General features: G+C 46.2%; 18 protein-coding genes. 9 read left to right on the forward strand and 9 right to left on the reverse strand.

What is annotated here, in order from left to right; all coding sequences use genetic code 11:
* Window positions 1–231 precede the first annotated feature (231 nt).
* The 3 genes from K8U60_RS19020 to K8U60_RS05375 are packed head-to-tail and all read right to left on the reverse strand — an operon-like array spanning window position 232 to window position 727.
* Complete coding sequence (locus K8U60_RS19020; protein WP_263298575.1) at window positions 232–357, reverse strand: hypothetical protein; 126 nt, start codon at window positions 355–357, stop codon at window positions 232–234.
* Window positions 358–359: 2 nt separating this feature from the next.
* On the reverse strand, window positions 360–494 hold the full coding sequence (locus K8U60_RS19025; protein WP_263298576.1) for a hypothetical protein: 135 nt from the start codon (window positions 492–494) through the stop codon (window positions 360–362).
* A gap of 8 nt (window positions 495–502) precedes the next feature.
* On the reverse strand, window positions 503–727 hold the full coding sequence (locus tag K8U60_RS05375; protein ID WP_223635455.1) for a helix-turn-helix domain-containing protein: 225 nt from the start codon (window positions 725–727) through the stop codon (window positions 503–505).
* 710 nt (window positions 728–1,437) lie between these two features.
* Here K8U60_RS05375 and K8U60_RS05380 point away from each other — a divergent pair.
* The 6 genes from K8U60_RS05380 to K8U60_RS05405 all read left to right on the forward strand — a co-directional run bounded on the left by K8U60_RS05380 (window position 1,438) and on the right by K8U60_RS05405 (window position 10,427).
* Complete coding sequence (locus tag K8U60_RS05380; RefSeq protein ID WP_223635458.1) at window positions 1,438–5,211, forward strand: AAA domain-containing protein; 3,774 nt, start codon at window positions 1,438–1,440, stop codon at window positions 5,209–5,211.
* Window positions 5,212–5,215: 4 nt separating this feature from the next.
* A complete protein-coding gene (locus tag K8U60_RS05385) occupies window positions 5,216–5,977 on the forward strand; it encodes a hypothetical protein (RefSeq protein WP_223635461.1) in 762 nt (253 codons plus the stop codon).
* 193 nt (window positions 5,978–6,170) lie between these two features.
* Entirely contained in the window at window positions 6,171–6,530 is a 360-nt protein-coding gene (locus K8U60_RS05390; RefSeq protein ID WP_223635464.1) for a hypothetical protein, read from the forward strand.
* Window positions 6,531–6,814: 284 nt separating this feature from the next.
* Complete coding sequence (locus K8U60_RS05395) at window positions 6,815–7,180, forward strand: hypothetical protein (protein WP_223635467.1); 366 nt, start codon at window positions 6,815–6,817, stop codon at window positions 7,178–7,180.
* Between the two features lie 300 nt (window positions 7,181–7,480).
* Window positions 7,481–9,427: an LTA synthase family protein gene (locus tag K8U60_RS05400; RefSeq protein ID WP_223635470.1), complete on the forward strand. Its 1,947-nt coding sequence runs from the start codon at window positions 7,481–7,483 to the stop codon at window positions 9,425–9,427.
* A 193-nt stretch (window positions 9,428–9,620) separates the two neighbouring features.
* Window positions 9,621–10,427 carry an alpha/beta hydrolase gene (locus tag K8U60_RS05405; RefSeq protein ID WP_223635472.1) on the forward strand — a complete coding sequence of 269 codons (807 nt, stop codon included), beginning with the start codon at window positions 9,621–9,623 and terminating at the stop codon, window positions 10,425–10,427.
* 123 nt (window positions 10,428–10,550) lie between these two features.
* On the opposite strand, the gene K8U60_RS05410 is transcribed toward K8U60_RS05405, so the two are convergent.
* The 5 genes from K8U60_RS05410 to K8U60_RS05430 all read right to left on the reverse strand — a co-directional run bounded on the left by K8U60_RS05410 (window position 10,551) and on the right by K8U60_RS05430 (window position 16,422).
* Window positions 10,551–11,114 (reverse strand): DUF4256 domain-containing protein, encoded by a 564-nt coding sequence (locus K8U60_RS05410; RefSeq protein WP_223635474.1) that lies wholly within the window; start codon window positions 11,112–11,114, stop codon window positions 10,551–10,553.
* A 401-nt stretch (window positions 11,115–11,515) separates the two neighbouring features.
* Window positions 11,516–12,613 (reverse strand): ABC transporter ATP-binding protein, encoded by a 1,098-nt coding sequence (locus tag K8U60_RS05415; protein WP_223635476.1) that lies wholly within the window; start codon window positions 12,611–12,613, stop codon window positions 11,516–11,518.
* 151 nt (window positions 12,614–12,764) lie between these two features.
* Window positions 12,765–14,243 (reverse strand): UDP-glucose--hexose-1-phosphate uridylyltransferase, encoded by a 1,479-nt coding sequence (galT, locus tag K8U60_RS05420; protein WP_223635478.1) that lies wholly within the window; start codon window positions 14,241–14,243, stop codon window positions 12,765–12,767.
* 2 nt (window positions 14,244–14,245) lie between these two features.
* On the reverse strand, window positions 14,246–15,241 hold the full coding sequence (gene galE, locus K8U60_RS05425) for a UDP-glucose 4-epimerase GalE (RefSeq protein ID WP_223635481.1): 996 nt from the start codon (window positions 15,239–15,241) through the stop codon (window positions 14,246–14,248).
* A 2-nt stretch (window positions 15,242–15,243) separates the two neighbouring features.
* On the reverse strand, window positions 15,244–16,422 hold the full coding sequence (locus K8U60_RS05430) for a galactokinase (protein WP_223635484.1): 1,179 nt from the start codon (window positions 16,420–16,422) through the stop codon (window positions 15,244–15,246).
* Between the two features lie 124 nt (window positions 16,423–16,546).
* Between K8U60_RS05430 and K8U60_RS05435 the strand changes: the two genes are divergently transcribed.
* From K8U60_RS05435 to K8U60_RS05445, 3 genes are all read left to right on the forward strand, one after another.
* Entirely contained in the window at window positions 16,547–17,689 is a 1,143-nt protein-coding gene (locus K8U60_RS05435) for an ROK family transcriptional regulator (RefSeq protein ID WP_223635487.1), read from the forward strand.
* 65 nt (window positions 17,690–17,754) lie between these two features.
* Window positions 17,755–18,807 (forward strand): aldose epimerase family protein, encoded by a 1,053-nt coding sequence (locus K8U60_RS05440; RefSeq protein ID WP_223635490.1) that lies wholly within the window; start codon window positions 17,755–17,757, stop codon window positions 18,805–18,807.
* Window positions 18,808–18,873: 66 nt separating this feature from the next.
* On the forward strand, window positions 18,874–19,770 hold the full coding sequence (locus K8U60_RS05445) for a PucR family transcriptional regulator (protein WP_223635492.1): 897 nt from the start codon (window positions 18,874–18,876) through the stop codon (window positions 19,768–19,770).
* A gap of 155 nt (window positions 19,771–19,925) precedes the next feature.
* On the opposite strand, the gene K8U60_RS05450 is transcribed toward K8U60_RS05445, so the two are convergent.
* Complete coding sequence (locus K8U60_RS05450) at window positions 19,926–20,708, reverse strand: SDR family oxidoreductase (RefSeq protein ID WP_223635495.1); 783 nt, start codon at window positions 20,706–20,708, stop codon at window positions 19,926–19,928.
* Between the last annotated feature and the right edge of the window lie 85 nt (window positions 20,709–20,793).

The raw sequence follows: 20,793 nt of genomic DNA on the forward strand, positions 1-20,793 counted from the left end.
TAAAAATAACAATATCCACTAGTGAATTTCGCCTGAATAGAATATAGTAGAATGCCCTCTTTGAAATCGGTTAATTTCTAAAAGGGCATTCTTATAAAAAATCCTGTCATTCACTATGGATAAGTGTTCTATTTATTCGCTGGGTCACACGAGCTGGTAATATAACCCGAACTGCGTGTCATACCACAGCAACTTCCCATGTTTGCGTTTCGGGATACGGGTTTGAATGCCCTATTCAGGAAACGGTTTGAACAGCTGGACCTGATAGCCCGTCGCAAAAGAGAGGAACCAGATGTAATGGTCTTTTGTCATCGGATGGTCGCTTGAGATGAACCATTTCTGATCGCTTTCAGTCAAGGTCAGTTTTCCTCGGTTGTTGCTTTCTTCGCTTCCAGCGCCTCCAGATTTCTGCTGCAGCACGACAGCGTAACATCTCCGGTTGTAAGGACAATATTGGTGCATGATGGACAGACGAAATAATTTGTTTTTTTCATATTTCCTCCTATAAATTCATTCGATGGCAATTCACCATCGAGAATATTTCGATATTGACTTTGAATACCGCAGATAAGCTGGACAGTAGGGCGACGTCCGAACAGCTATGCCCGCGTTCCCATTTTGAAAATGTTCGATCCGGCAGATTCAGCTGAACCACTATTTGTTTCTGCGTCAGTTCTTTTCCTTTCCGCAAATGATATATTAATTCTCCCACTTTACGAGTATCCATTGTTTCCCCTCCGCAGACTTCTCATCTTATGGAGTTAAAACGCGAATCGCAACAAACGCTCTGTGAAGTCACCGATTTATGATTTGGGGAGCTAATCGGAAGATAGTAGTTGAACATCACTTGTCCGAAGAAAGCCGAGAAGCAAGTGAAGATTTAATGGAATACTTTCAAAACCAGTAGGCTTATATACACTCAAGCATCCATTAAGATTTTTCTTTCACTGAAATCCGTTGATTCCATCGAATTATAGTAGTTAGTGATTAGGAGTCCATACGAAATCTTTCGGAACTTTAACAAATAATAAAGAGAAGTTTACTTCATTGCTGGAAGTATCCCAAAATCATTATATATCTCGTTATTATCAATCATGAAAAATCTTTTTGGATATCTGTGATAGCAACGCGAAGGAAGCGGCAGAAGCCGAGCCCGCGGAAAGCGAGCGCCGAAACGGAAAGCAGCCATTGGTTCTTCTGTCCTCACGAAAGGTCGATGAAAAAGATTCTTGACTACTGATAAGCAAGCGTCCATCTGCAACGATTTCTTAAAACCGATGCTCGTCAATTCACTTTATTAAAAACGAACATATATTCGTAGAAATTCACAACTTTTAAAGCTAATTTCCATCAATAGATGATATGATTAGATGAAAACAGATCAGGTGGAATGAACCGGTTTGAAATTTCTTCAGCTTTAAAAGAACAGGTGATTAGATGGTTAAAGCACAAACAGCAACAATCAGAACTTCAATACGGTTGACCAAGACGGCTATGGAAAAAATGGGAGGGTTCGGAATCAGCGAACGCTCGTTTTTTGTTGCGGACAAAGCATTCAAGGTATTTATCGAACGCTATCCGTCCAACGCGGATGGCGAGCTTTCGGTTGCGTTGATCTTGGACAGCGCGGAGAACGTCCGGCTGGCAGGAAAAGACCTGCAAGGGGCGATTGTCCTGCACGGCGTCTTCACGAATCACAATTTGCTGATCACCAATCTGACACTCCGGAAATCCTATCAGGCGCTCGGAACCAATTGGCAGCGCGAGGAATACATGGTATTTGACCGCTCCCGTGATCCCGCTCCGGTTTCGTTGATCAACCTCGTCAACCGGATGACGCCAGCCAAGGACAGTTCGGATTATGTCAAAAAGCGGATCGGCAGCTGGGAAGGCTATTTGAAGATCCAGGAACGCGGTATGGACATCCCGGACATCAAGACGGGTTATTCCAATCTATCGTTTAGCCATGATTTCAGCCGCATCACGTTGAAGGGATGCCAACTGAAAGACTCAGAATGGAAGTCATTGAAAAACCTGACCGTACGGCTCACTGGAATCCAGGGCGACATCGGGACAGTCATCAAAGCCACGAACCGCACGGTGGAAGTGGAACTTCAAAGTTATATCATCAAACAGCTCCGTGAAAAAGGGCTGTCACTTGATAAGAAAGAAGTGGTCTTCAGCAATTTTGCGGCCTTGAGCCAAATCAGGCGGCTGCGCAAGGGCTTCGCTAATCTGGAAAAAGGGCTTGCGGTCAATCCGAACCTGGACCGGATCCTGTTCGAGGAAAAACCACCGGTCAAGCCGCTCCAGCCTTTAGAAAAATTATCCTTCCATAACCGGTTGAACGAATTCCAGCAAAAAGCGGTTTCAGGGGCAATGGCCGCTGAGGATCTGTATGTCATCCAGGGACCGCCGGGAACAGGGAAAACCACGGTCATCTCCGAAATTTGCCTGCAGAATGCCCGGAAAGGCTTACGGACGCTGGTTGCGTCACAATCGAATCTGGCAGTCGATAACGCACTCGGCCGTCTGCTTGCCAATAAAGACATTCGGATTTTGCGTGTCGGCCGCACCGAAAGCATCGAAGAAGAAGGCAAGAAATTCATCGAAGAAAATGTCGGGCAGTACTGGAAAGACCATACGCTGGCAGAAATCACCGAGCAATACGAAATGCGTGAAAAACGAGAACCGGAATTGAAGAACGAAATCCTAGCCAATGAACAGGCTACTTTAAAACTGCAGCCGGTCTATGAACGCTTAGAAACAGCCGTTGAAGAGAAAAAAGCAGCGCAGAGCAAGCAGCAAGTCATTCAAAAGCTGCTTGAAAAAGAGCAGATGAAATTGGCGACATGCGAACTCGAGAAAGATAAGGCTAGAACTGAAAGCCAGGAAACGAAACAGCAGCTGCAGAAACTTGCGGATCTGATCGACGAGGATTCCACCTTTATTGACAGCAAAGGAACCGGTGATTGGTTCCAGCAACAGCAGCAGCCTATCCAGCAGCGCCTCAACATGCTTCAGCGCGCACTCGGTTTGAACCGGCTTCAGCAGGACCTGTCGGTAAAAAGACAGGAACTCGCTGTGATTACGGAAAGACGCGATCAAATGGCGGACATCATTGAACAGAAAGAAAAGGCCGTCCAAAACATGGACAGCATCAAGAAAATCGACGGCTTGCTTCAAGTGATCAAAGAGCAGCGGGTCGAGGAAGTTCCTTCTTTGACTTATTTGATCAACCGGCTGGAAGCGAACCGCGAAAACATGGAGGAATGGGGCAAGCTCAATCAATACAACGAACTCGTCACGGCTGCGATTTCCTATCTTGAGAAATTATTGGCGCCCACCGGCATTTCCTTCGCCGATTTCAAGCAGCAGGCGCTAACACAGAATGGTGCCTATACCTCTGCAGAAATCGACGAGTATTTGGAGAAGCTCCGCACGCTGTTGAAAAGCGCGCAGCGGACGGATGCGGCAGTGCTGAAAAAAGCGCTTGCTGGTCTGTACAGACGGCAAAACAATCTGTGGAGCAGAGGCGCCAAGCTTAAATCCTTGGATGTCTATGCAGCAGAATCGAAGCGGGCTTTCCAGGATTTGAAGCGGGTTTTGTGTGAACAGCTCGTCAAGCAGCAGAAGCAATACCGGTTGTGGGACGAGAAATGGCTCGAAAAGCAGGAGAAACACGAAGAAGAGATGGCTCCGCTTGAACAGCGCTACCGGGAAATGCCCGATGCGGCAGAGCTTCCGGACGATATCGAAGCGGCGATCCGCGGGCTTAAAACAGAGCTTGCCGAACTGGAAAAACAGAAAGCTTCTTTTGATGAGGCACAACAGCGGATAGCAGAACATCAAGCTGAACGCATCCAAAAGACTGCAGATCTTGAACAAACGGAAGCGAGAATCGCTGCTATCGACAATGAAATCATGAAAGTGGAAGCGGCGGTCGCGGACCGCGAACAAGAGCTGATTGCCTTACGCGGCATCCTGTCTTCCGACGTGGAACGGCAATTTGAACAGGCAGCGAAAGAACTCGCCAGTTTGTCGTTTACCAAAGAATCGCTCAAACAGGAAATGAAGAACCTGCCGTTGCTGCAGTCGGTACAGAAAAAATGGCTGGATTTATTGGCAGGGGCGAACGAACACGATTTGGACGAGATCCGGAAACTCTATATCAAACACGCCAATGTCATTGGAACAACCTGTGTCGCTTCAGCACGCAAGGATTTCATCGACAACTACCCGGAATTTGATGTGGTCATCATCGATGAAGTATCAAAAGCTACGCCTCCGGAACTGTTGCTGCCGATGCTGAAGGGCAAGAAAATCATTTTGGTCGGGGACCATCATCAATTGCCGCCGCTTCTTGGCAACGATACATTGGAAGAAACACTGCAGGAAATGATCGATGAAGACAATGGTTTTGAAGAAAAGAAAGAGCTTGAGAAGCTGTTGGAAGAGTCGTTGTTTGAACGGCTCTACAAAAACCTGCCGGCTGCCAACAAGACGATGCTTGCCATCCAATACCGGATGCACGAAGACATCATGGAAACCATTGCGCCATTCTATAGAATGGAAAAGGATCAGCTGCAATGCGGCATCGCGGATTCCGACCGGGAGCGCGATCATCTGCTGGAGTCCAGCGCTGTGAAACGCAGCAATCACCTTATGTGGCTGGACCTGCCGAATGAATCCGCTTATTTTGAAGAGCGGATGAGCGGCGGGAAAAGTTTGTATAATGCAGGGGAACTTCAGGAAATCCGTTCGTTATTGGTGGACTTGAATGAAGCGGCTGGAGAAGCGAAGCAAGCTGGAAGAATCCATCCGGACCAGCAGAAGAGCATCGGGGTCATCAGCTTTTACGGTGAACAGGTCAAGCGTCTTCAGCGCATGATCGACCAGGAACTGCGCCTGCCGCATCTGACTGTCCGGACTGGGACGGTCGACCGTTTCCAGGGAAGTGAGCGAGACATCATCGTACTCAGCATGGTGCGCAATAACCAAAACAAGCATGGCGATATCGGCTTTGCGAAAGATTACCGGCGGTTGAACGTAGCGTTGTCGCGTGCCAAGGAATTGCTGGTGCTTGTGGGCAGTTCCAAGATGTTCACAGAACGCGCCAAACAGCCGGAAACGAGAAAAATGTACCGGCACGTGTTAGAAGTCGTGAAAAAGAAAAATGGGTTGAAGACCTTAGAGAACAGCAGGGGGTGAGGAGTTGGACAAGCAGATGGAAGAGCTGCGGGCGACTGTAGCGGGAGATCCGGATGTGGCAATTATCAACGAAGAACGATGGAAGCTGCCGGCCGTTTTATACGACGTCAGTTTTGACCGGGTCAAACGGCTGAAGATGGATATTTTGATGAAGATGCTGCTGCTGGCTTTTCAGGAGGCCGATATCCGCCGCGCTGCCACTCTATCCGATATGCTGTTCGTGGAGGAACTGTTCATCAGTGACTTGATCGGCAAGATGCAGCGTACGGGTTTGATTGGGCTGGAAAAGCAGGGCTATAAGCTGACAGCCAAAGGCTATGACTACCTAGGCAAAGGGATTTTCGAAGAAGAGATGCCGGGAAGTGAAACGGTCATTGCTTACAGCGCCGTCCATGACGACTACCGGTTGGCGGCAGATGACATGTTTCCAGAGGCAGAAGACACGCTTCCGATTTACCGCTATCCCGTCAAAGGCAGCTTGAACAAGGACCGCATGTATCAGCTTCTTTCCAAGGAAGGATCGAATCTCGGGGAAGAAAGCTTTCAAACGCTCATCACCGGCATTACGGGATGCATCGAGCAGGACACGGTCCATATTCCATGCATCGAATTTCAACTCTACGACCAAAAGCAGGACATTTTCTATGCCCGTGTTTGGAATACGCTGAACAGCTGCTGGGATGAAACGCTGGAGAAACAGATCGAAGCGCGCGAAGTTGTGAAATGGCGGAAGGTGATGGAAGAGCGGGAAGCGGCTTTGATTTGATCATGAAGGAATGTTTAAGGAATCCGACTGGCTTAAGGGCCGGAGGGTTCCTTTTGTGTTTTATCGATATTGAACTAGTGCTCAAAAGCAGAAACGTGATAAAAAACCGTTTAATGAACAGAAAATTTAGAATTGACATTTATTTTATGCATTCTATCATTAAAAGAGAGGGATAAAAGAAAGGGTGAATGTGGTGAAGAAGACTATTTTCGTACATGAGATATCTTCGATTAAACACAACCATTTTTCGTTTAAGAATAAAAAGAAGGAGATTATAAAGGATTTCCCGTTTGTTATTAAAAAAGTTGGTAAAGACAGCTACCACTTCGATGAAGAGGATTTGGTGAAACTGAGCAAATACGAGAAAGATCTTGCACCGCACGATGACAGCGACAAGCTCAGCAGAAATGAATACATTAAAGAAATGAAAAAGGAATTCTACCATCAAATCCGTTCTGGGAATATGGATGAGTTATTAACGCATTTATATAAGATGGAAAGCGAGAACATCGAGCTGAAATGGGGAGGACCTGTGGATCGTGAATTTAAATAAGGGAAGAATCGTATAGTTCTTTCATGTTTTATTGTGAAAAACTAGGTGGACTGCTACGCTATTCGGTAATGGAAGGAAACCTTTTTTGTACTTCGGTATAATTCAACTCTAATGGCCACAGTCCTGTTTTAAAATTCCTTCCATGAATCCTCCTGCCCATAAGCAGGAGGATTTTTAGTGATAGTCGAAATTACCGTGCTTCGTTTTTTATTATGATAGAAGAAAAAAATTTTGTGCTCTTAAAACCGGCATACGAAATTAAGGATGAAAGGAGGAGAAATACGATGGAGTCCGTACCCGCTGCCGTTCAACTGGAATCAATAAAATCTTTCCAATCGACCATCCGGAAATCCGAAAAAGCATTGGCACAGATGAAGGAAAAAGGCGCTAGTACAAGACTAATCGAAAAACGGCTCCAAGCATTTGACATCGGATTGGCCGTTTTGGAAACGGTTTGGCATGAAAAGCCTAATTCCTATAGCAAGGAAGAAATGACGGAAGCCCGGGATGTGCTGGCAGGATTATTGCCTTCTATAGAAAGCATGCACACCAAAGCTGAGCCTGGCAGTCCTCAGCGGACACTTCTGGAGAGGCGGATTAAGTCGATGGAATTGGCTATTGAAGCGATGGATGACTTTTTAAGGGATTAACCAGGGAACTTAAAGGGGTACTCATGTCGTCCTATACGATATGGACCCTGCATTGCCGCAACCCTAAGTGGAGTGTGGCTTTTTTCTATGCTGTATGGGCCTGCTCTTGTTCGCTGAAATCAACCCAGCCAATATTCTGAAAATACCTTAAACTGTCATTTTCTAGGTTATTGGAGTAGAATAGACTTTGTTGTGCTATTATTTACGTAAAATTTACTTGAGCTTAACAGTTTCAAGTCTTTAAAATTCAATGTTCCCAAATCCTCGTGAATACCCATTATGAGAAGGTGCACTATAAAAATGAAAAATTTGATGACTAATGAAAAGTTGAATAAATTTATCCCGATTTTCCTGCTGGCAGTTTTTATGCTGTGGATGAAGACCTATGTATCCCAAAAAACGCAGTTTAAATTGGATGTCGAAGGACCATTGCAGGAATTCCTGCTGTTGCTTAATCCCCTTGGTTCCGCATTGTTGCTGTTAAGCCTGTCACTGTTCTTTAAAGGAACCCGGAAATACATATCACTTTTGCTGATCTATGTCGGGATGTCTGTCCTGTTGTATGCGAACGTGGTGTACTACCGCTTTTTCAGTGATTTCATCACGTTGCCGACCCTGTTTCAAACGCAGAATTTCGGTGATTTAGGCGGGAGTGTAGCAACTTTGATCCAGCCGACAGATGCCCTTTTCTTTGTGGATGTGCTGTTGCTGATAGCTTTGGTGGTTTCAAAACGCTTCAAAAAAGATCAGCGGAATTTCAAGACCAAAGCTGCGATTCCGGTAGTGACGATTGCCTTGGCCATATCTTTCTTTAACCTGGCATTAGCGGAAGCGGATCGTCCGGAACTGCTGACCCGCGGATTTGACCGGAATTACATCGTCAAATATTTAGGTATGTACAATTACGCGCTTTATGACACAGTTGAGACCGTGAAATCTTCTTCTCAGCGAGTGCTCGCTGACAGCGATGACGGTACAGAGGTGTTGAACTACACCAAGTCCAACTATGCGAGTCCCAATGAAGCCTATTTCGGCGCAGCAGAAGGCATGAATGTTGTTTACCTGCATCTGGAATCGTTCCAGACATTCCTGATGGATTACGAATTGAATGGAGAAGAAGTTACGCCGTTCCTGAATTCATTGATCGATGATCAGGACACCTTGTATTTCGATAATTTCTTCCATCAAACGGCTCAAGGAAAAACCTCCGATGCAGAGTTCATGCTGGAGAATTCCTTGTTCGGCTTGCCGAAAGGTTCTGCATTCATCACCAAAGGACAGAACACTTATCAGGCTGCGCCTGCCATTTTGAAGGATAAGGGCTATACGTCTGCCGTGTTCCACGGCAATAACGGAACGTTCTGGAACCGCTCTGAAATCTATAAATCCTTTGGTTTTGATCATTTCTTCGATATTGAATCGTACACGGATCTGACAGAAGAGGATATGGCCGAATATGGCGTTATGGATAAGCCGTTCTTCGAGCAGTCAGCTCCTCTCCTGGAGTCGCTGCCGGAACCTTTCTATACGAAGTTCATCACGGTTTCACATCATTTCCCTTATAACATCGATCAGAGTCTGACGACGATTGAAAAAGGTACGACGGGCGATGCCAGTGTCGATAACTATTTCCAAACTGCCCGCTATGCGGATGAAGCGATCGAGCAGTTCTTTACGCAACTGGAAGAGTCCGGTTTAGCCGACAACACCATGATCGTCATGTACGGCGATCATTATGGAATTTCCGACAACCACAACCAGGCAATGGAACAAGTGCTTTCAAAAGAAATCACACCGGTTGAAAATGCCAAACTGCAGCGTGTGCCATTGTTCATCCATGTACCGGGTGTAGAAGGCGGCACCAATCATACTTACGGAGGCCAGATTGATCTGTTGCCGACGGTGATGCATTTGCTGGGCGTTGAAACGCAGAATAATATTCAGTTCGGTACCGATCTATTGTCTGAAGAACACGAGGAACTGGTCACTTTCCGAAACGGGAATTATGTCAGTCCAGAAATCTACTCGATCGGCGAATCTTTCTATGATCCAGAAACCGGATTGCCGATAGATGAAAGCCTGATGGAGCAAGCGGAGAAGTTCCAACAGCACGGAAGCTACGAATTGCAGCTTTCCGATCAGCTGGTCAACGGAGATTTGTTGAGATTCTATACACCAAGCGGATTTACCCCTATCGATCCAGCGGATTACAGCTATCAGGGAATTTTGGATGAAGCAGCTGAATAAGCGATAAAAGCAAAAGTTATCCTGAGAGGCGGTTCTGCCTTCTCACAGGATAGCTTTTTTTTAAATATTTTATTTATAAAACGAAAGTCTTCGAAGGAGATGCCAGAAAAATATCTATCGGAAAGAAGGTGGTTTTTGATTGATGGAGAATACTACCAGTAGGAAATAGAGCTACTCGAATGGAGGATGTTTGATGAGCGAAGAGAAGATGATTCGGTCTTTCGATGGAACCCAGCTGTTCACCCGCAAAGATACGGCTGAAGAGCAGAAAGCGGCAGTAGTGATTGCCCACGGTTTAGCAGAACACTTAGGGCGTTACGATGCTTTGGCAGAAACCCTGCTGCGCCACAACTTTACCGTGTATCGCTACGAACAGCGCGGCCATGCCCGTTCGGAAGGAGAGCGGACTTTCTTCAAGGATTTCAACGAAATGCCGGATGACCTGAAAGCGATTATGGATTTGGCGAAAGAAGAGAATAGGGAGCAACGGGTCTTTTTGATCGGCCATAGTATGGGCGGCTTTACGGCTGCAGCATTCGGCACAAAATACCCGGAAGAAGCGGCTGGCATCGTGTTATCGGGTGCGTTGACCCGCTACACTAATGAACTTTTCGGTCCGCTGCCAATGGATTTGCCGGCAGACACGTATTTGGACAATGAGCTGGGAGAAGGAGTCTGCAGTGATCCGGAAGTTGTCAAAGCCTATGCGGAAGATCCCCTTGTGGAAAAAAAGATTTCTGTAGGCCTCATCAATGAATTTGCTCCAGGAATCGCTTGGCTGAAAGAAAACGCAGAAAGCTTCATCGACCCGGTGCTGGTGCTCCATGGCAATGAAGATGGCTTGGTTGCCGAACAAGACTCGCGGGATTTTTATGGGGAGATTGGCTCGAAAGATAAAACCTTAAAGATATATGCTGGGTTAATGCATGAAATCTTCAATGAACCATCCAAATACAAAATCTACGATGAAGTGATTGAGTGGATGGAGGATCGGCTATAGGATGCTCTATCAAAAAATCTATATTTAAGTGCGTGATGACAAAAGCATTGCCGAAACCCTTTGAAGGGCATCGACAATGCTTTTCTTTTTGAATAATATAGACGGCCAAACGGATTACGGTGCTTAAACCCTCAACAATCCACGGAATCCTCTTGCTGCGTAATAGGAATCTGCGCCGTTGTGGTAAAGGAAGACGTGTCCATAGCGGGAATCGCAGAACAGGGCGCCGCCGCGATCTCTGATGTCTTCGGGCGTCTGAACCCAGCTGGATGTTTTGACGTCGAATGTGCCGTGCTGCTGCAAGACGCGGTAATGATCTTCCGACAATAGTTCAATGCCCATGTCATTCGCCATCGTCATCGCGCTGTTTTCAGGTTTGTTTTTCTTCCGTGAATCAAGCGCCTTCTGGTCAAAGCAAACGCTTCTGCGGCCACTCGGGCTTTCCGCTGCGCAATCGTAGAAGACGTACTCGTTTTTCGCTTCGTCGAACTCAAGGACATCCGGCTCGCCTCCGGTCCGTTCCATTTCATGGAGGGACCACAGCTTGTCGGGATTCGCCTCCAGCTTTTCCTGGATTTTATCCCAGTTCATCCATTCGTGTCGGTCGATATGTTCCTCGAACCGGGCTTTCAAGGTGCCAAGTAATTCTTCACGCTGATCAGCTGTCAGCTTGTTTTTCGGGCTCATGCGATTTCCTCCTTTTTGAAATGAATGTTACTTGTTATGGCTTAAGTATAGTAAAAAAACGGAGTGAATACGATCCCTTAGCTGTTCAATAGTCTTCAAGTCTTCATTTTGCTACAGACAGAGGCTTTTATCTGTCTTCAGTGGCGCATACCCGGTAGATTTATGGGCGTTTAACTGAATTTATGGGCGCTCAACGGGATTTATGGGCGTTCAACTAGATTTATGGTCGTTCAATCCAATTTGCGTTCGCTCAGCTGGATTTGCAATCGTTCAGAGAGATTTGCAATCGTTCAGCCAAAATTCCTATAAGGAACAGGTGGAATTATGAGTAAACAAGAAAAAAACCGGACGATGGCTCGTCCGGTTTTTCGAATCAGTTGAAGAAAATATTCGATAATTCCTTACTTGATGCGCAGCTCCGAGTCGATATCGAAGAAATGGGCTTTATTCATATCAAAAGCCATATCGATGGTTTGTCCGGCTTCTACATTAAAGCGGGCATCCACACGGGCAACAAAATCCTGCTCGTTCACTTTTGAATACAGCACGATTTCTGATCCCATCAGCTCCGCTACTTCTACATAGGCTTTCAGCTTCGTATGCGGGGAATGCTCAAGGAACAACGGCTCATCGTGGATGTCTTCCGGACGGATGCCAAGCATAATTTCCTTGCCTTCATATCCTTGATCACGCAGCATCTTGAGCTTACTGTCAGGCACGAGAACTTTGAATTCTTCCATTACGAATGAATCTCCGACAATTTTTCCTCGCAGGAAGTTCATGGAAGGCGAACCGATAAATCCACCAACGAACATATTATCCGGCTGGTCGTACACTTCTTTCGGCGAACCGACCTGCTGGATAAAGCCATCCTTCATGACAACCAGGCGTGTCGCCATCGTCATCGCTTCAGTTTGGTCATGTGTTACATAGACAGTGGTTGTCTGTAGGCGACGGTGCAACTTTTGGATTTCTGTACGCATCTGTACACGCAGTTTGGCATCCAAGTTGGACAAAGGCTCATCCATCAAGAATACTTCAGCATCACGGACGATGGCACGGCCCAACGCGACACGCTGGCGTTGACCACCGGATAGCGCTTTCGGTTTGCGGTTCAAATATTCATCAAGTCCGAGGATTTTAGAAGCATTCGCTACACGTACCTTGATGTCTTCTTTTTTCATCTTGCGCAATTTCAAACTGAAAGCCATATTGTCATAGACACTCATGTGAGGATAAAGCGCATAGTTTTGGAACACCATGGCAATATCGCGGTCTTTCGGTGAGACATCATTTACTCGGCGGTCTCCGATGTACAGGTCGCCTTCTGTGATATCTTCCAGACCTGCGATCATCCGTAAAGTTGTAGATTTCCCGCAACCCGAAGGTCCGACCAATACGAGAAACTCTTTGTCGCGGATTTCCAGATTGAAATCCTGTACCGATACAACACCTTTATCGTACTCTTTTCTGATATTCACTAAGTTCAAGCCTGCCATTTGAATCCCTCCAGTTTATGTAAGTGCTTTCATTGACTGATAAAAGCATACCGTTTAGTGGAAAATTTAGAAATGGCAAGTATGCACAAAATTAATGGAAGTCTTCGTGCATATTGCCAATTCTCAATTTACACTGAAAAATTACTTGCCCTCATCTATTCAAGGTATCTATAAATCGTTTAAATGCTTCTTGTTCTTTCAAGACACCTGCATCTTCAAGAACTCTTACGAATTTTTTTCCGAGTTCTTTTTGCAGGAGCGCTTCCGCATCTTCCGGCAACGAAATCTTTCCGTACTGAGCTCTCAATTGTTCAGCCCATTGGAGGTGGAAGGGGGCTACCTTATGTGCATTTCCGAGCAGAAACTCCTGGATTTCAGCAAGTTCTTCTTTCAAGCGCGGCGGTAAAACTGCAAGCCCCATCACTTCAATCAAGCCGATATTTTCTTTTTTGATGTGGTGAACGTCGGCGTGCGGATGAAAAATTCCGGACGGATGTTCCTCCGTTGTCCGGTTGTTCCGCAACACCAAGTCGATTTCAAAGAGCCCATTTCGCTTTCTCGCAATCGGGGTGACGGTGTTATGCGGTGTATCGCCAGTGAAGGCCAACACATCTGCCGATTCATCGGAGTAATTTCGCCACGTCTGCAAAATGTCATCCGCTGCGTTCACCAGGCTGTGGACTTCTTTCCCTTTCAACCGGATTACGGACATCGGCCATTTGACGACGGATGCAACAATATCAGGATAGGTCTTCAAGCTGAATCCATACGCATCTTCCGCTTTGGTCATCGCAAATTCATAACGTCCCGCCTGATAATGGTCATGGCTTAAAATCGATCCACCCACAATCGGCAAATCGGCATTGGACCCGATAAAGTAGTGGGGGAACAAGTCTGTAAAAGCGAGCAGCCGCTCAAAAGAATGGCGGTCAATCTTCATGTCACGATGTTCTTCAGAAAGCAAAATGCTATGCTCGTTGTAATAGACATAGGGGGAATACTGCAAATACCAGTTTTCTCCGGTCAGTGGAATATTGACGACACGGTGGTTTGCCCGTGCCGGATAGCCAATCCGTCCAGTATAGCCTTCGTTTTCTTTGCATAACAGGCATTTCGGATAGCTGAAAGTTTGCTTCATCTCGCGTTCTCTTCTGATTTGTTCGGGATCTTTTTCCGGTTTTGACAGATTGATGGTAATGTCCATCTGACCATAGGGAGTATCCGCTTTATAGGAAATATTTTTTTGAATCCGGTTCATTTGGATATAGTTGCTGTTTTTGCTTAATTCATAAAAAAAATCGGTTGCGGCAATCGGCGACTGGGCATATTTTTCATTGAATGCGGCATTGATGGCAGAAGGGCGGGCGACAAAGCAATTCATGATAGAGGCCGATAATATTTCCTTGTCATCAAAGGTATCCATGATGACCCCTCGTTCCACCGCATAGGCAATCAGGTTTTCCAGCAAGTTTGGAATGGTGTCATCGGCGGGTTCAATCCGTTCTTCAGGGAAGGATTCCAGGCTTAACAGATTCAGCACCTGGTTGCGGACGTAATCTGTATCTGCCGCTTCTATCAAGTCCGATTCAAGCGCCTTGTCAAGTAGTCCTTCAAGAGTTTCATAGACCATTTTCACACGTCCTTTTCGTAGCCGTTTGGATGCGAAGAATGCCAGTTCCATGCATCTTCGATAATTTTTTCAATAGAAGTATGGGTGGGGACCCAGCCCAGTACTTGTCTTGCTTTATCCGAACTGGCGATTAAAGTACTCGAATCACCTGCTCTGCGTGGGCCCACTTTTACCGGTATTCTTTTTCCGGATACAGAGCGGGCAGCAGAAATCATTTCAGTCACGGAAAATCCTTGGCTGCTTCCGAGGTTGAAGACGTCGCTTTCGCCGTCTTTTCTCAAATAATCCAGTGCCAGGAGATGGGCACGGATCAGGTCTTCGACATGGACATAGTCGCGGATGCACGTTCCATCGGGTGTGTCGTAATCATCGCCGAACACGGTGATTTCCTTCCGCTGTCCAAGTGCTGTCTGCAGGATGAGCGGCACGAGATGGGATTCGGGTTGGTGATCTTCGCCGATCTCTGCCGTTTCCCTTGCCCCGGCTACATTAAAATAGCGCAAGGAAACGAATTTTAAGCCATGGGCCAATCCTGTCCACTTCATCAGCTTTTCCATGGTCAGCTTAGTTTCACCGTAAGTGCTCGCCGGGTTGGTTGGCATCGTTTCGGTAATCGGAACGGATTCCGGTTCGCCATACGTGGCGGCGGTAGAAGAAAAGACAATTTTTTTTACATCATGATCAACCATGGCCTTCAGCAAGACTTGGGTGCCGTATACATTATTATCGAAATATTTAAGAGGATTTTCCATCGATTCCCCAACCAGTGAGTTGGCCGCAAAATGAAGCACTTCGTCAATCGATTCCTTTTCGAATACCGAGTTCAGAAAATCCGCATCCCGAATATCGCCTTCATAAAAAACAGCTTGGGGGTGCACGGCTTTCCTGTGCCCAGTCTCCAAATTATCGACAACAAAGACGTCTGCTCCCTGATCAATCAATTGATGAACAGCATGTGATCCAATATAGCCAGCTCCACCCAACACTAAGACACTCATGGTCAAAACTCCTCTGTTAGTTCTTTGGCGCCATCCGAAATTTTGGCTTCATAAAAAGAAGGGGAGAAACCAAATTCTTTGGTATAGCTGTCGATCAGGTTTTCTTTGAAACTTTCAATTTGCGCCCGGTGGACAATCGCGATGGCGCATCCGCCGAACCCGGCACCGGTCATCCGGGCGCCGACGACACCTGGATGCCTCCAAGCCATTGCCGCAATGTGGTCGAGCTCTGCGCCAGTCACTGCGTAATCGTCACGGAGAGAAACATGGGACGCATTCATCAATTGGCCAAACGCTTCAATATTGCCTTGTTCGAGTTCTTTGAGCGCAAGCAATGTCCTTTCGTTTTCATAGACGGCATGCTTGGCCCGTTTGCGATTTGTGTCATTTTTGATCAAGTGTTTAAACTGCTCGAAATTTTCAGCTGTCAGTTCGCCAAGGCTGTTGACATGCAGCTCGTTCCGTAAGTCCGAAAGTGCTTCTTCACATTGAGCGCGGCGCTCATTGTATTTTGAACCCGCCAATGTCCGCTGTTTGTTCGAGTTGATGATGACGATTTCATGATCCACTAATTCGACAGGCGCGTAGCTATACGCCAAGGTTTGGCAATCAAGTAAAATCGCAAAATCTTTTTTGCCTTTGCCGATAGCAAATTGATCCATGATGCCGCTATTGACGCCGATGTATTGATTTTCAACGTTTTGTCCCAGCTGAATCATACGCAGGCGATCGATTTCCAAATCGAACAGGTTTTCAAGAACGACGCCTGTAACCATTTCGATGGAAGCAGAAGAAGAGAGGCCGGCTCCGTTCGGAATATTTCCGTAGAACAGGATATCCATTCCATGAGAGATTGAAAATCCGTTTTTGACAAAATAATGGATCATGCCTTTTGGAAAGTTCGCCCAGTCATGGTCCGGGTTAAAGGACAAGTCGGCAAGGTCGCATTCAATTATCCCTTTTTCCTGAAAGTTCATGGAGTGGAAGCGCAGTTTCTGATCCGGACGCTTACGGGCCGCAGCATACGTGCCAAAGGAAATAGCGGCAGGAAACACATGGCCGCCATTATAATCCGTATGTTCGCCAATCAGGTTAATGCGTCCAGGGGCAAAAAAGAACCGCGGGTTTTCATCGTTCTGAAAGAAATCCTTGAAAGCTTGGGATATTTCGGTCTGGTTCATCTTATTCCTCCGATACTTTGTAAATTAATTTAATTAACATAAGTATAGAGGTTTTTGTTAAACTATTCAATAATAGAGTGAATAGTTTATTAAGCAGCAGGAGTATAAAAATGGAGGAGTTCATATGCGTCAAGGCAGCTTTCAATGGATGAAATCGGTGAATAAATCGACTATCCTCAATAAAATAAGAAAAGAAGGACCGATATCGAGAGCGCAGATTGCACGGGAGACAAGTTTGACGCCGCCGACTGTCAGCAGCAGCGTCAAAGAATTGATCGAACAGAAAATAGTCGAAGAAAGTGATTTCGGACAGTCGCAGGGCGGCCGGAAACCGACGATGCTGGTCATCAACAATCAGGCGTTCTCCATTATTGGCGTGGATGCGGGACCCGAAAGCATCGAATGCATTGTAGCGGACCTTGCCGGAAAGGTGCTGAAAAGGTCGGAAACCAAATTGCAGCTGCCAATTGCTGGCCAGGAATTTATTGACGTACTAAAGGATTGTATTGAAGAAGTTCTTGAAACAAAAGATCCGGTCATCGGCATCGGGGTTGCCATGCATGGTGTGGTGGATGTTGCTGCCGGTACTTCTTTGTATGCACCTAATCTTGGCCTCAGCAATATCCCGATCAAAGAAGAGCTGGAGAAGGCATTTGGTCTGGAGGTGAAAGTGGAGAACGATGCACGGGCGATGGCATTGGGCGAATACTGGTTCGGCAACCACGGAGAATTGGAAAGCATGCTGGCGGTGAATGTAGGGAGTGGTGTAGGCGCTGGTCTTATCATCGACGGAAAACTCTATCACGGTTCTTCTGACATCGCGGGGGAAATCGGCCACATGACAATCGACTTGCATGGGGAGATATGCGAATGCGGGAACCGGGGGTGCCTGCAGACATTTGTCACGGGTCCAGCCATTGCAAGAAAAGTGGCTGACAGCTCCACGGAAACTCCACTGACGGCAGAAAAGATATTCGAAGGGGCCATAGGCGGTAATGATGAATTTGCAGCGATATTAATAGAGGCTGGAAGAGCGATGGGCGTCGGTCTGACAAACCTGATCCACATTGTAAATCCGGAAAAAATCATCCTCGGAGGCGGTGTTTCGAAAGCGGAAAGGTTCATTTTGCCCGCCATCCGTGAAACAATCGAAGCCTCCGCGCTGACCCCTGCAGCAAGCCGGACGAAGGTGGAAGTCTCCAAGCTGGGAGACGACGCAACGCTGATCGGTGCCGTCACACTTTTGCTGGTGGATGTTTTTGAATAAAGAAAAGAGCTTAACGGTTTTGATATGAACTGAAATAAAGTTAGAGACTGAAAGGATGAAGAAAAATGAATGTCACTGAAAAGGTATTCGGATATAAAAATAATCAGCCAGTCAAATTGTATACATTGGAGAATGACCAAGGTTTTCAACTATCCTGCATCAATTATGGCTGCATCATCACCGAAATGATTGCCCCGGACCGCAACGGGGAAATGGAGAATATTGTCCTCGGTTTTGATACGTTTGAAGAATATGAAAACAATCCGCATTTTTTGGGGGCAGTGGTCGGACGTTTTGCCGGACGGATAAAAGAAGGTGCATTTACAATTGAAGGAACCGACTATCAACTGGCTAAAAACTCCAATGGCCATAACCTGCATGGAGGTCCCAAAGGTTTTCACTCGGTACTTTGGGATTCGAAAGTGATCGAAAGCGAAGATGAAGCAATAGTCGAATTTACGTATGCAAGCCCTGATGGGGAGGAAGGCTTCCCAGGGAATCTATCCATGACTGTCCGCTACATTCTCAAGAATGACAGCAACCAACTTGTCATTACCTATTCCGGCAAATCGGATCAGACCACTTTACTGAATATGACCAACCATTCGTATTTCAATTTAAGCGGAAGTTTCAAACGGACAATATTGGATCACGGATTGACGATGAAAAGCGATCAATACTTGGAGTTGGATGAGGAATTGCTGCCGACCGGGAAGCTGGTTTCAGTTGAAGAGGATCCGCTTTTCGATTTTCGCGACGGTAGAAGCATAAGAGAAGCTTCAACTGCTGAACATCCACAGGTAAAGCTTGCCGGCAATGGCTACGATCATCCGTTTTTGTTGAATACAAGTGAACAGCCAAGCATCGAATTAACGGATGAGGAAAGTGGGCGGAAGCTGCGTGTCGAAACAACGGAACCTGCAGTGGTATTATACACAGGAAACGGAGTAGGCGGTCCTTATTCCATTAGAGGGGTAGAAGCGCAAAACTACTTGGGGCTTTGCCTTGAAACACAGAGCCCACCGGATTCCGTGCGCCATCCACATTTGCCGTCCTCCATCTTGAAAGCCGGCGAGGAATTCAAGTCTCAAACGACATATATTTTTGCTCTAGTGTAAAGGCGATTCGATCAATTATTTAGGGAACATCGGGCAGTGAATCTTTTTGGAGAAAGAAGTGTTTTTATGATCGATCATCTGAAAAAAATATATTCTTCATTGATCATTTATGAGGAGGGTGTCCATGACCTGGACTTCAGCTATAAATGGTTCATGACACCGAACAATGAAATCATCGGCATCCATAAAAGCCAATTGAAACAGAAAGAGGAGTCTGTATTGACTGCTTTCATGACTCCCTATCATATCGAATTTCCTGTTTTGACCAGAGAAGAACAGAAATGGAGAAGGGCGATTGACGCAGATGGTCCTGCCGAAATGGAAAGTATGGAAGCAATCAGTCCTTTTCGGTTTGTCTACTTTTCTATTAAAAAAAATCAAATCAGTCCCGGCTTATTCAAAGACGCGATACATGAATTATTTCCGGGGGAAGTTCCGATTCTGTGGGAAAATGGACATGAAGGTGTTTTGATAGAATATACGGCTTTAGAGAAAGACGTTATTCGGTATGAAGAAATTATCGATATCCTGATGAGTGATCTTTACATAAAGATCCATTTTCTTGTAGGGCCTTTCAGAAAAGAGATGGGACATGCCGCGCGTTATCATTCATTTATGATAGCCGCGGCAAAATCGGTTTTTGCCTATTCCAATAAGACCGTGGCGAATTTCAGCGATGCAGTGCCATACTTGCTGATCGACCAAACCGGAAAAGACCAGTACCAGGGGATTCGTGAAATGATCCTCCAGGATTATGCTGATGACAAGGAAACCTTGAGAATGATAGAAGTGTTTACGCAATGCAATTTGAACATCTCGGAGACAGCGAAAGCGCTCCACCTTCATCGCAATAGCCTTCAGTATCGATTAGATCGTTTTGCAGAAAATACAGGAATCGATATCCGGAAATTCCACAATGCGATGGCCGTCTATCTTTCGTTGCTTGTGAAACCGCCAGTTTAATCTATTGATCAATGGCAAAAACCAGATCACAGGAAAATTGATGAAGCTGTTAAAAGGGGTTCGCCACTTTTAACAGCTTTTTTGTTGCGGATTCAGGCATAGAAAAACTGCAGCGCTGTGTTGGAAAAACAGTGCTGCAGTTCAAAGTCTGACGATCAATATTTATAGGATTGTCCACCGTCGATCGGAATCACGGAAGCGTTGATGAATTTAGCTGCATCCGACAGCAGGAACGCAACAAGGTTGCCGACTTCTTCCGGCTTGCCGAAGCGTTTCATCGGATTGACGCTGACGAATTCTTTGCCGGCTGCTTCCCAGTCATCGCCTGCCATTTGTTTTAAAGAACCTTCGACCATCGGCGTCATGATGGCACCCGGTGCAATGGCATTGATGCTGACACCGAATTCGCCGTATTCGATGCCGGAATTGCGTGTCAGGCCGACGACGCCGTGTTTGCTGGCTGCGTAGCCGGACTGGTTGCCGACACCACGGATACCGCCGACGGATGCAGTGTTGACGATTGAACCGTACCCTTGTTGTTTCATGACTTTCAGTACATACTTCATGCCGTAGAAAACACCGTTCAAGTTGACGCTGATCACTTTTTCGAATTCGTCAGAACCGTATTCTTCTGTCAGGTTCTGTTTGCCTTCAATTCCGGCGTTATTGAAGAAACCGTCGATTCGACCGAAGGTGTCCATCGTGATCTGGACATAATTTCTTACGTCTTCTTCATTCGTCACGTTGGCTTCAATAAGCTCTATTTCAGCTTCCGGAGCGGCTTCTAGAATCTGTTTTTTTGTTTCCTCGAGCGAGTCTTTATTCATATCGACAAGCACCAATTTACCACCCAGTTCGGCGATGGATAGTGCAGCAGCGCGTCCTAGCCCCGAGCCGCCGCCTGTAATGATGACCACTTTGTCTGTGTAGCTGATCATGAATAATCTCTCCTTTTTTGTTGTGGATGGTTTCACTGATTGTATACCCGGGTGAGATGGGTTTAAGCAGTTGAAATTAAGAAGG

The sequence above is a fragment of the Planococcus circulans genome (genome assembly GCF_020023385.1).
In the GTDB taxonomy this organism is placed as follows: Bacteria; Bacillota; Bacilli; order Bacillales_A; family Planococcaceae; genus Planococcus.

Excerpts from the sequence above, each read along its gene's own strand:
- K8U60_RS19025 (WP_263298576.1), bottom strand. The coding sequence starts at position 494 with ATGAAAAAAACAAATTATTTCGTCTGTCCATCATGCACCAATATTGTC.
- K8U60_RS05375 (WP_223635455.1), bottom strand. The coding sequence starts at position 727 with ATGGATACTCGTAAAGTGGGAGAATTAATATATCATTTGCGGAAAGGA.
- K8U60_RS05380 (WP_223635458.1), top strand. The coding sequence starts at position 1,438 with ATGGTTAAAGCACAAACAGCAACAATCAGAACTTCAATACGGTTGACC.
- K8U60_RS05395 (WP_223635467.1), top strand. The coding sequence starts at position 6,815 with ATGGAGTCCGTACCCGCTGCCGTTCAACTGGAATCAATAAAATCTTTC.
- K8U60_RS05400 (WP_223635470.1), top strand. The coding sequence starts at position 7,481 with ATGAAAAATTTGATGACTAATGAAAAGTTGAATAAATTTATCCCGATT.
- K8U60_RS05405 (WP_223635472.1), top strand. The coding sequence starts at position 9,621 with ATGAGCGAAGAGAAGATGATTCGGTCTTTCGATGGAACCCAGCTGTTC.
- K8U60_RS05410 (WP_223635474.1), bottom strand. The coding sequence starts at position 11,114 with ATGAGCCCGAAAAACAAGCTGACAGCTGATCAGCGTGAAGAATTACTT.
- K8U60_RS05415 (WP_223635476.1), bottom strand. The coding sequence starts at position 12,613 with ATGGCAGGCTTGAACTTAGTGAATATCAGAAAAGAGTACGATAAAGGT.
- galT (WP_223635478.1), bottom strand. The coding sequence starts at position 14,243 with ATGGTCTATGAAACTCTTGAAGGACTACTTGACAAGGCGCTTGAATCG.
- galE (WP_223635481.1), bottom strand. The coding sequence starts at position 15,241 with ATGAGTGTCTTAGTGTTGGGTGGAGCTGGCTATATTGGATCACATGCT.
- K8U60_RS05430 (WP_223635484.1), bottom strand. The coding sequence starts at position 16,422 with ATGAACCAGACCGAAATATCCCAAGCTTTCAAGGATTTCTTTCAGAAC.
- K8U60_RS05435 (WP_223635487.1), top strand. The coding sequence starts at position 16,547 with ATGCGTCAAGGCAGCTTTCAATGGATGAAATCGGTGAATAAATCGACT.
- K8U60_RS05440 (WP_223635490.1), top strand. The coding sequence starts at position 17,755 with ATGAATGTCACTGAAAAGGTATTCGGATATAAAAATAATCAGCCAGTC.
- K8U60_RS05445 (WP_223635492.1), top strand. The coding sequence starts at position 18,874 with ATGATCGATCATCTGAAAAAAATATATTCTTCATTGATCATTTATGAG.
- K8U60_RS05450 (WP_223635495.1), bottom strand. The coding sequence starts at position 20,708 with ATGATCAGCTACACAGACAAAGTGGTCATCATTACAGGCGGCGGCTCG.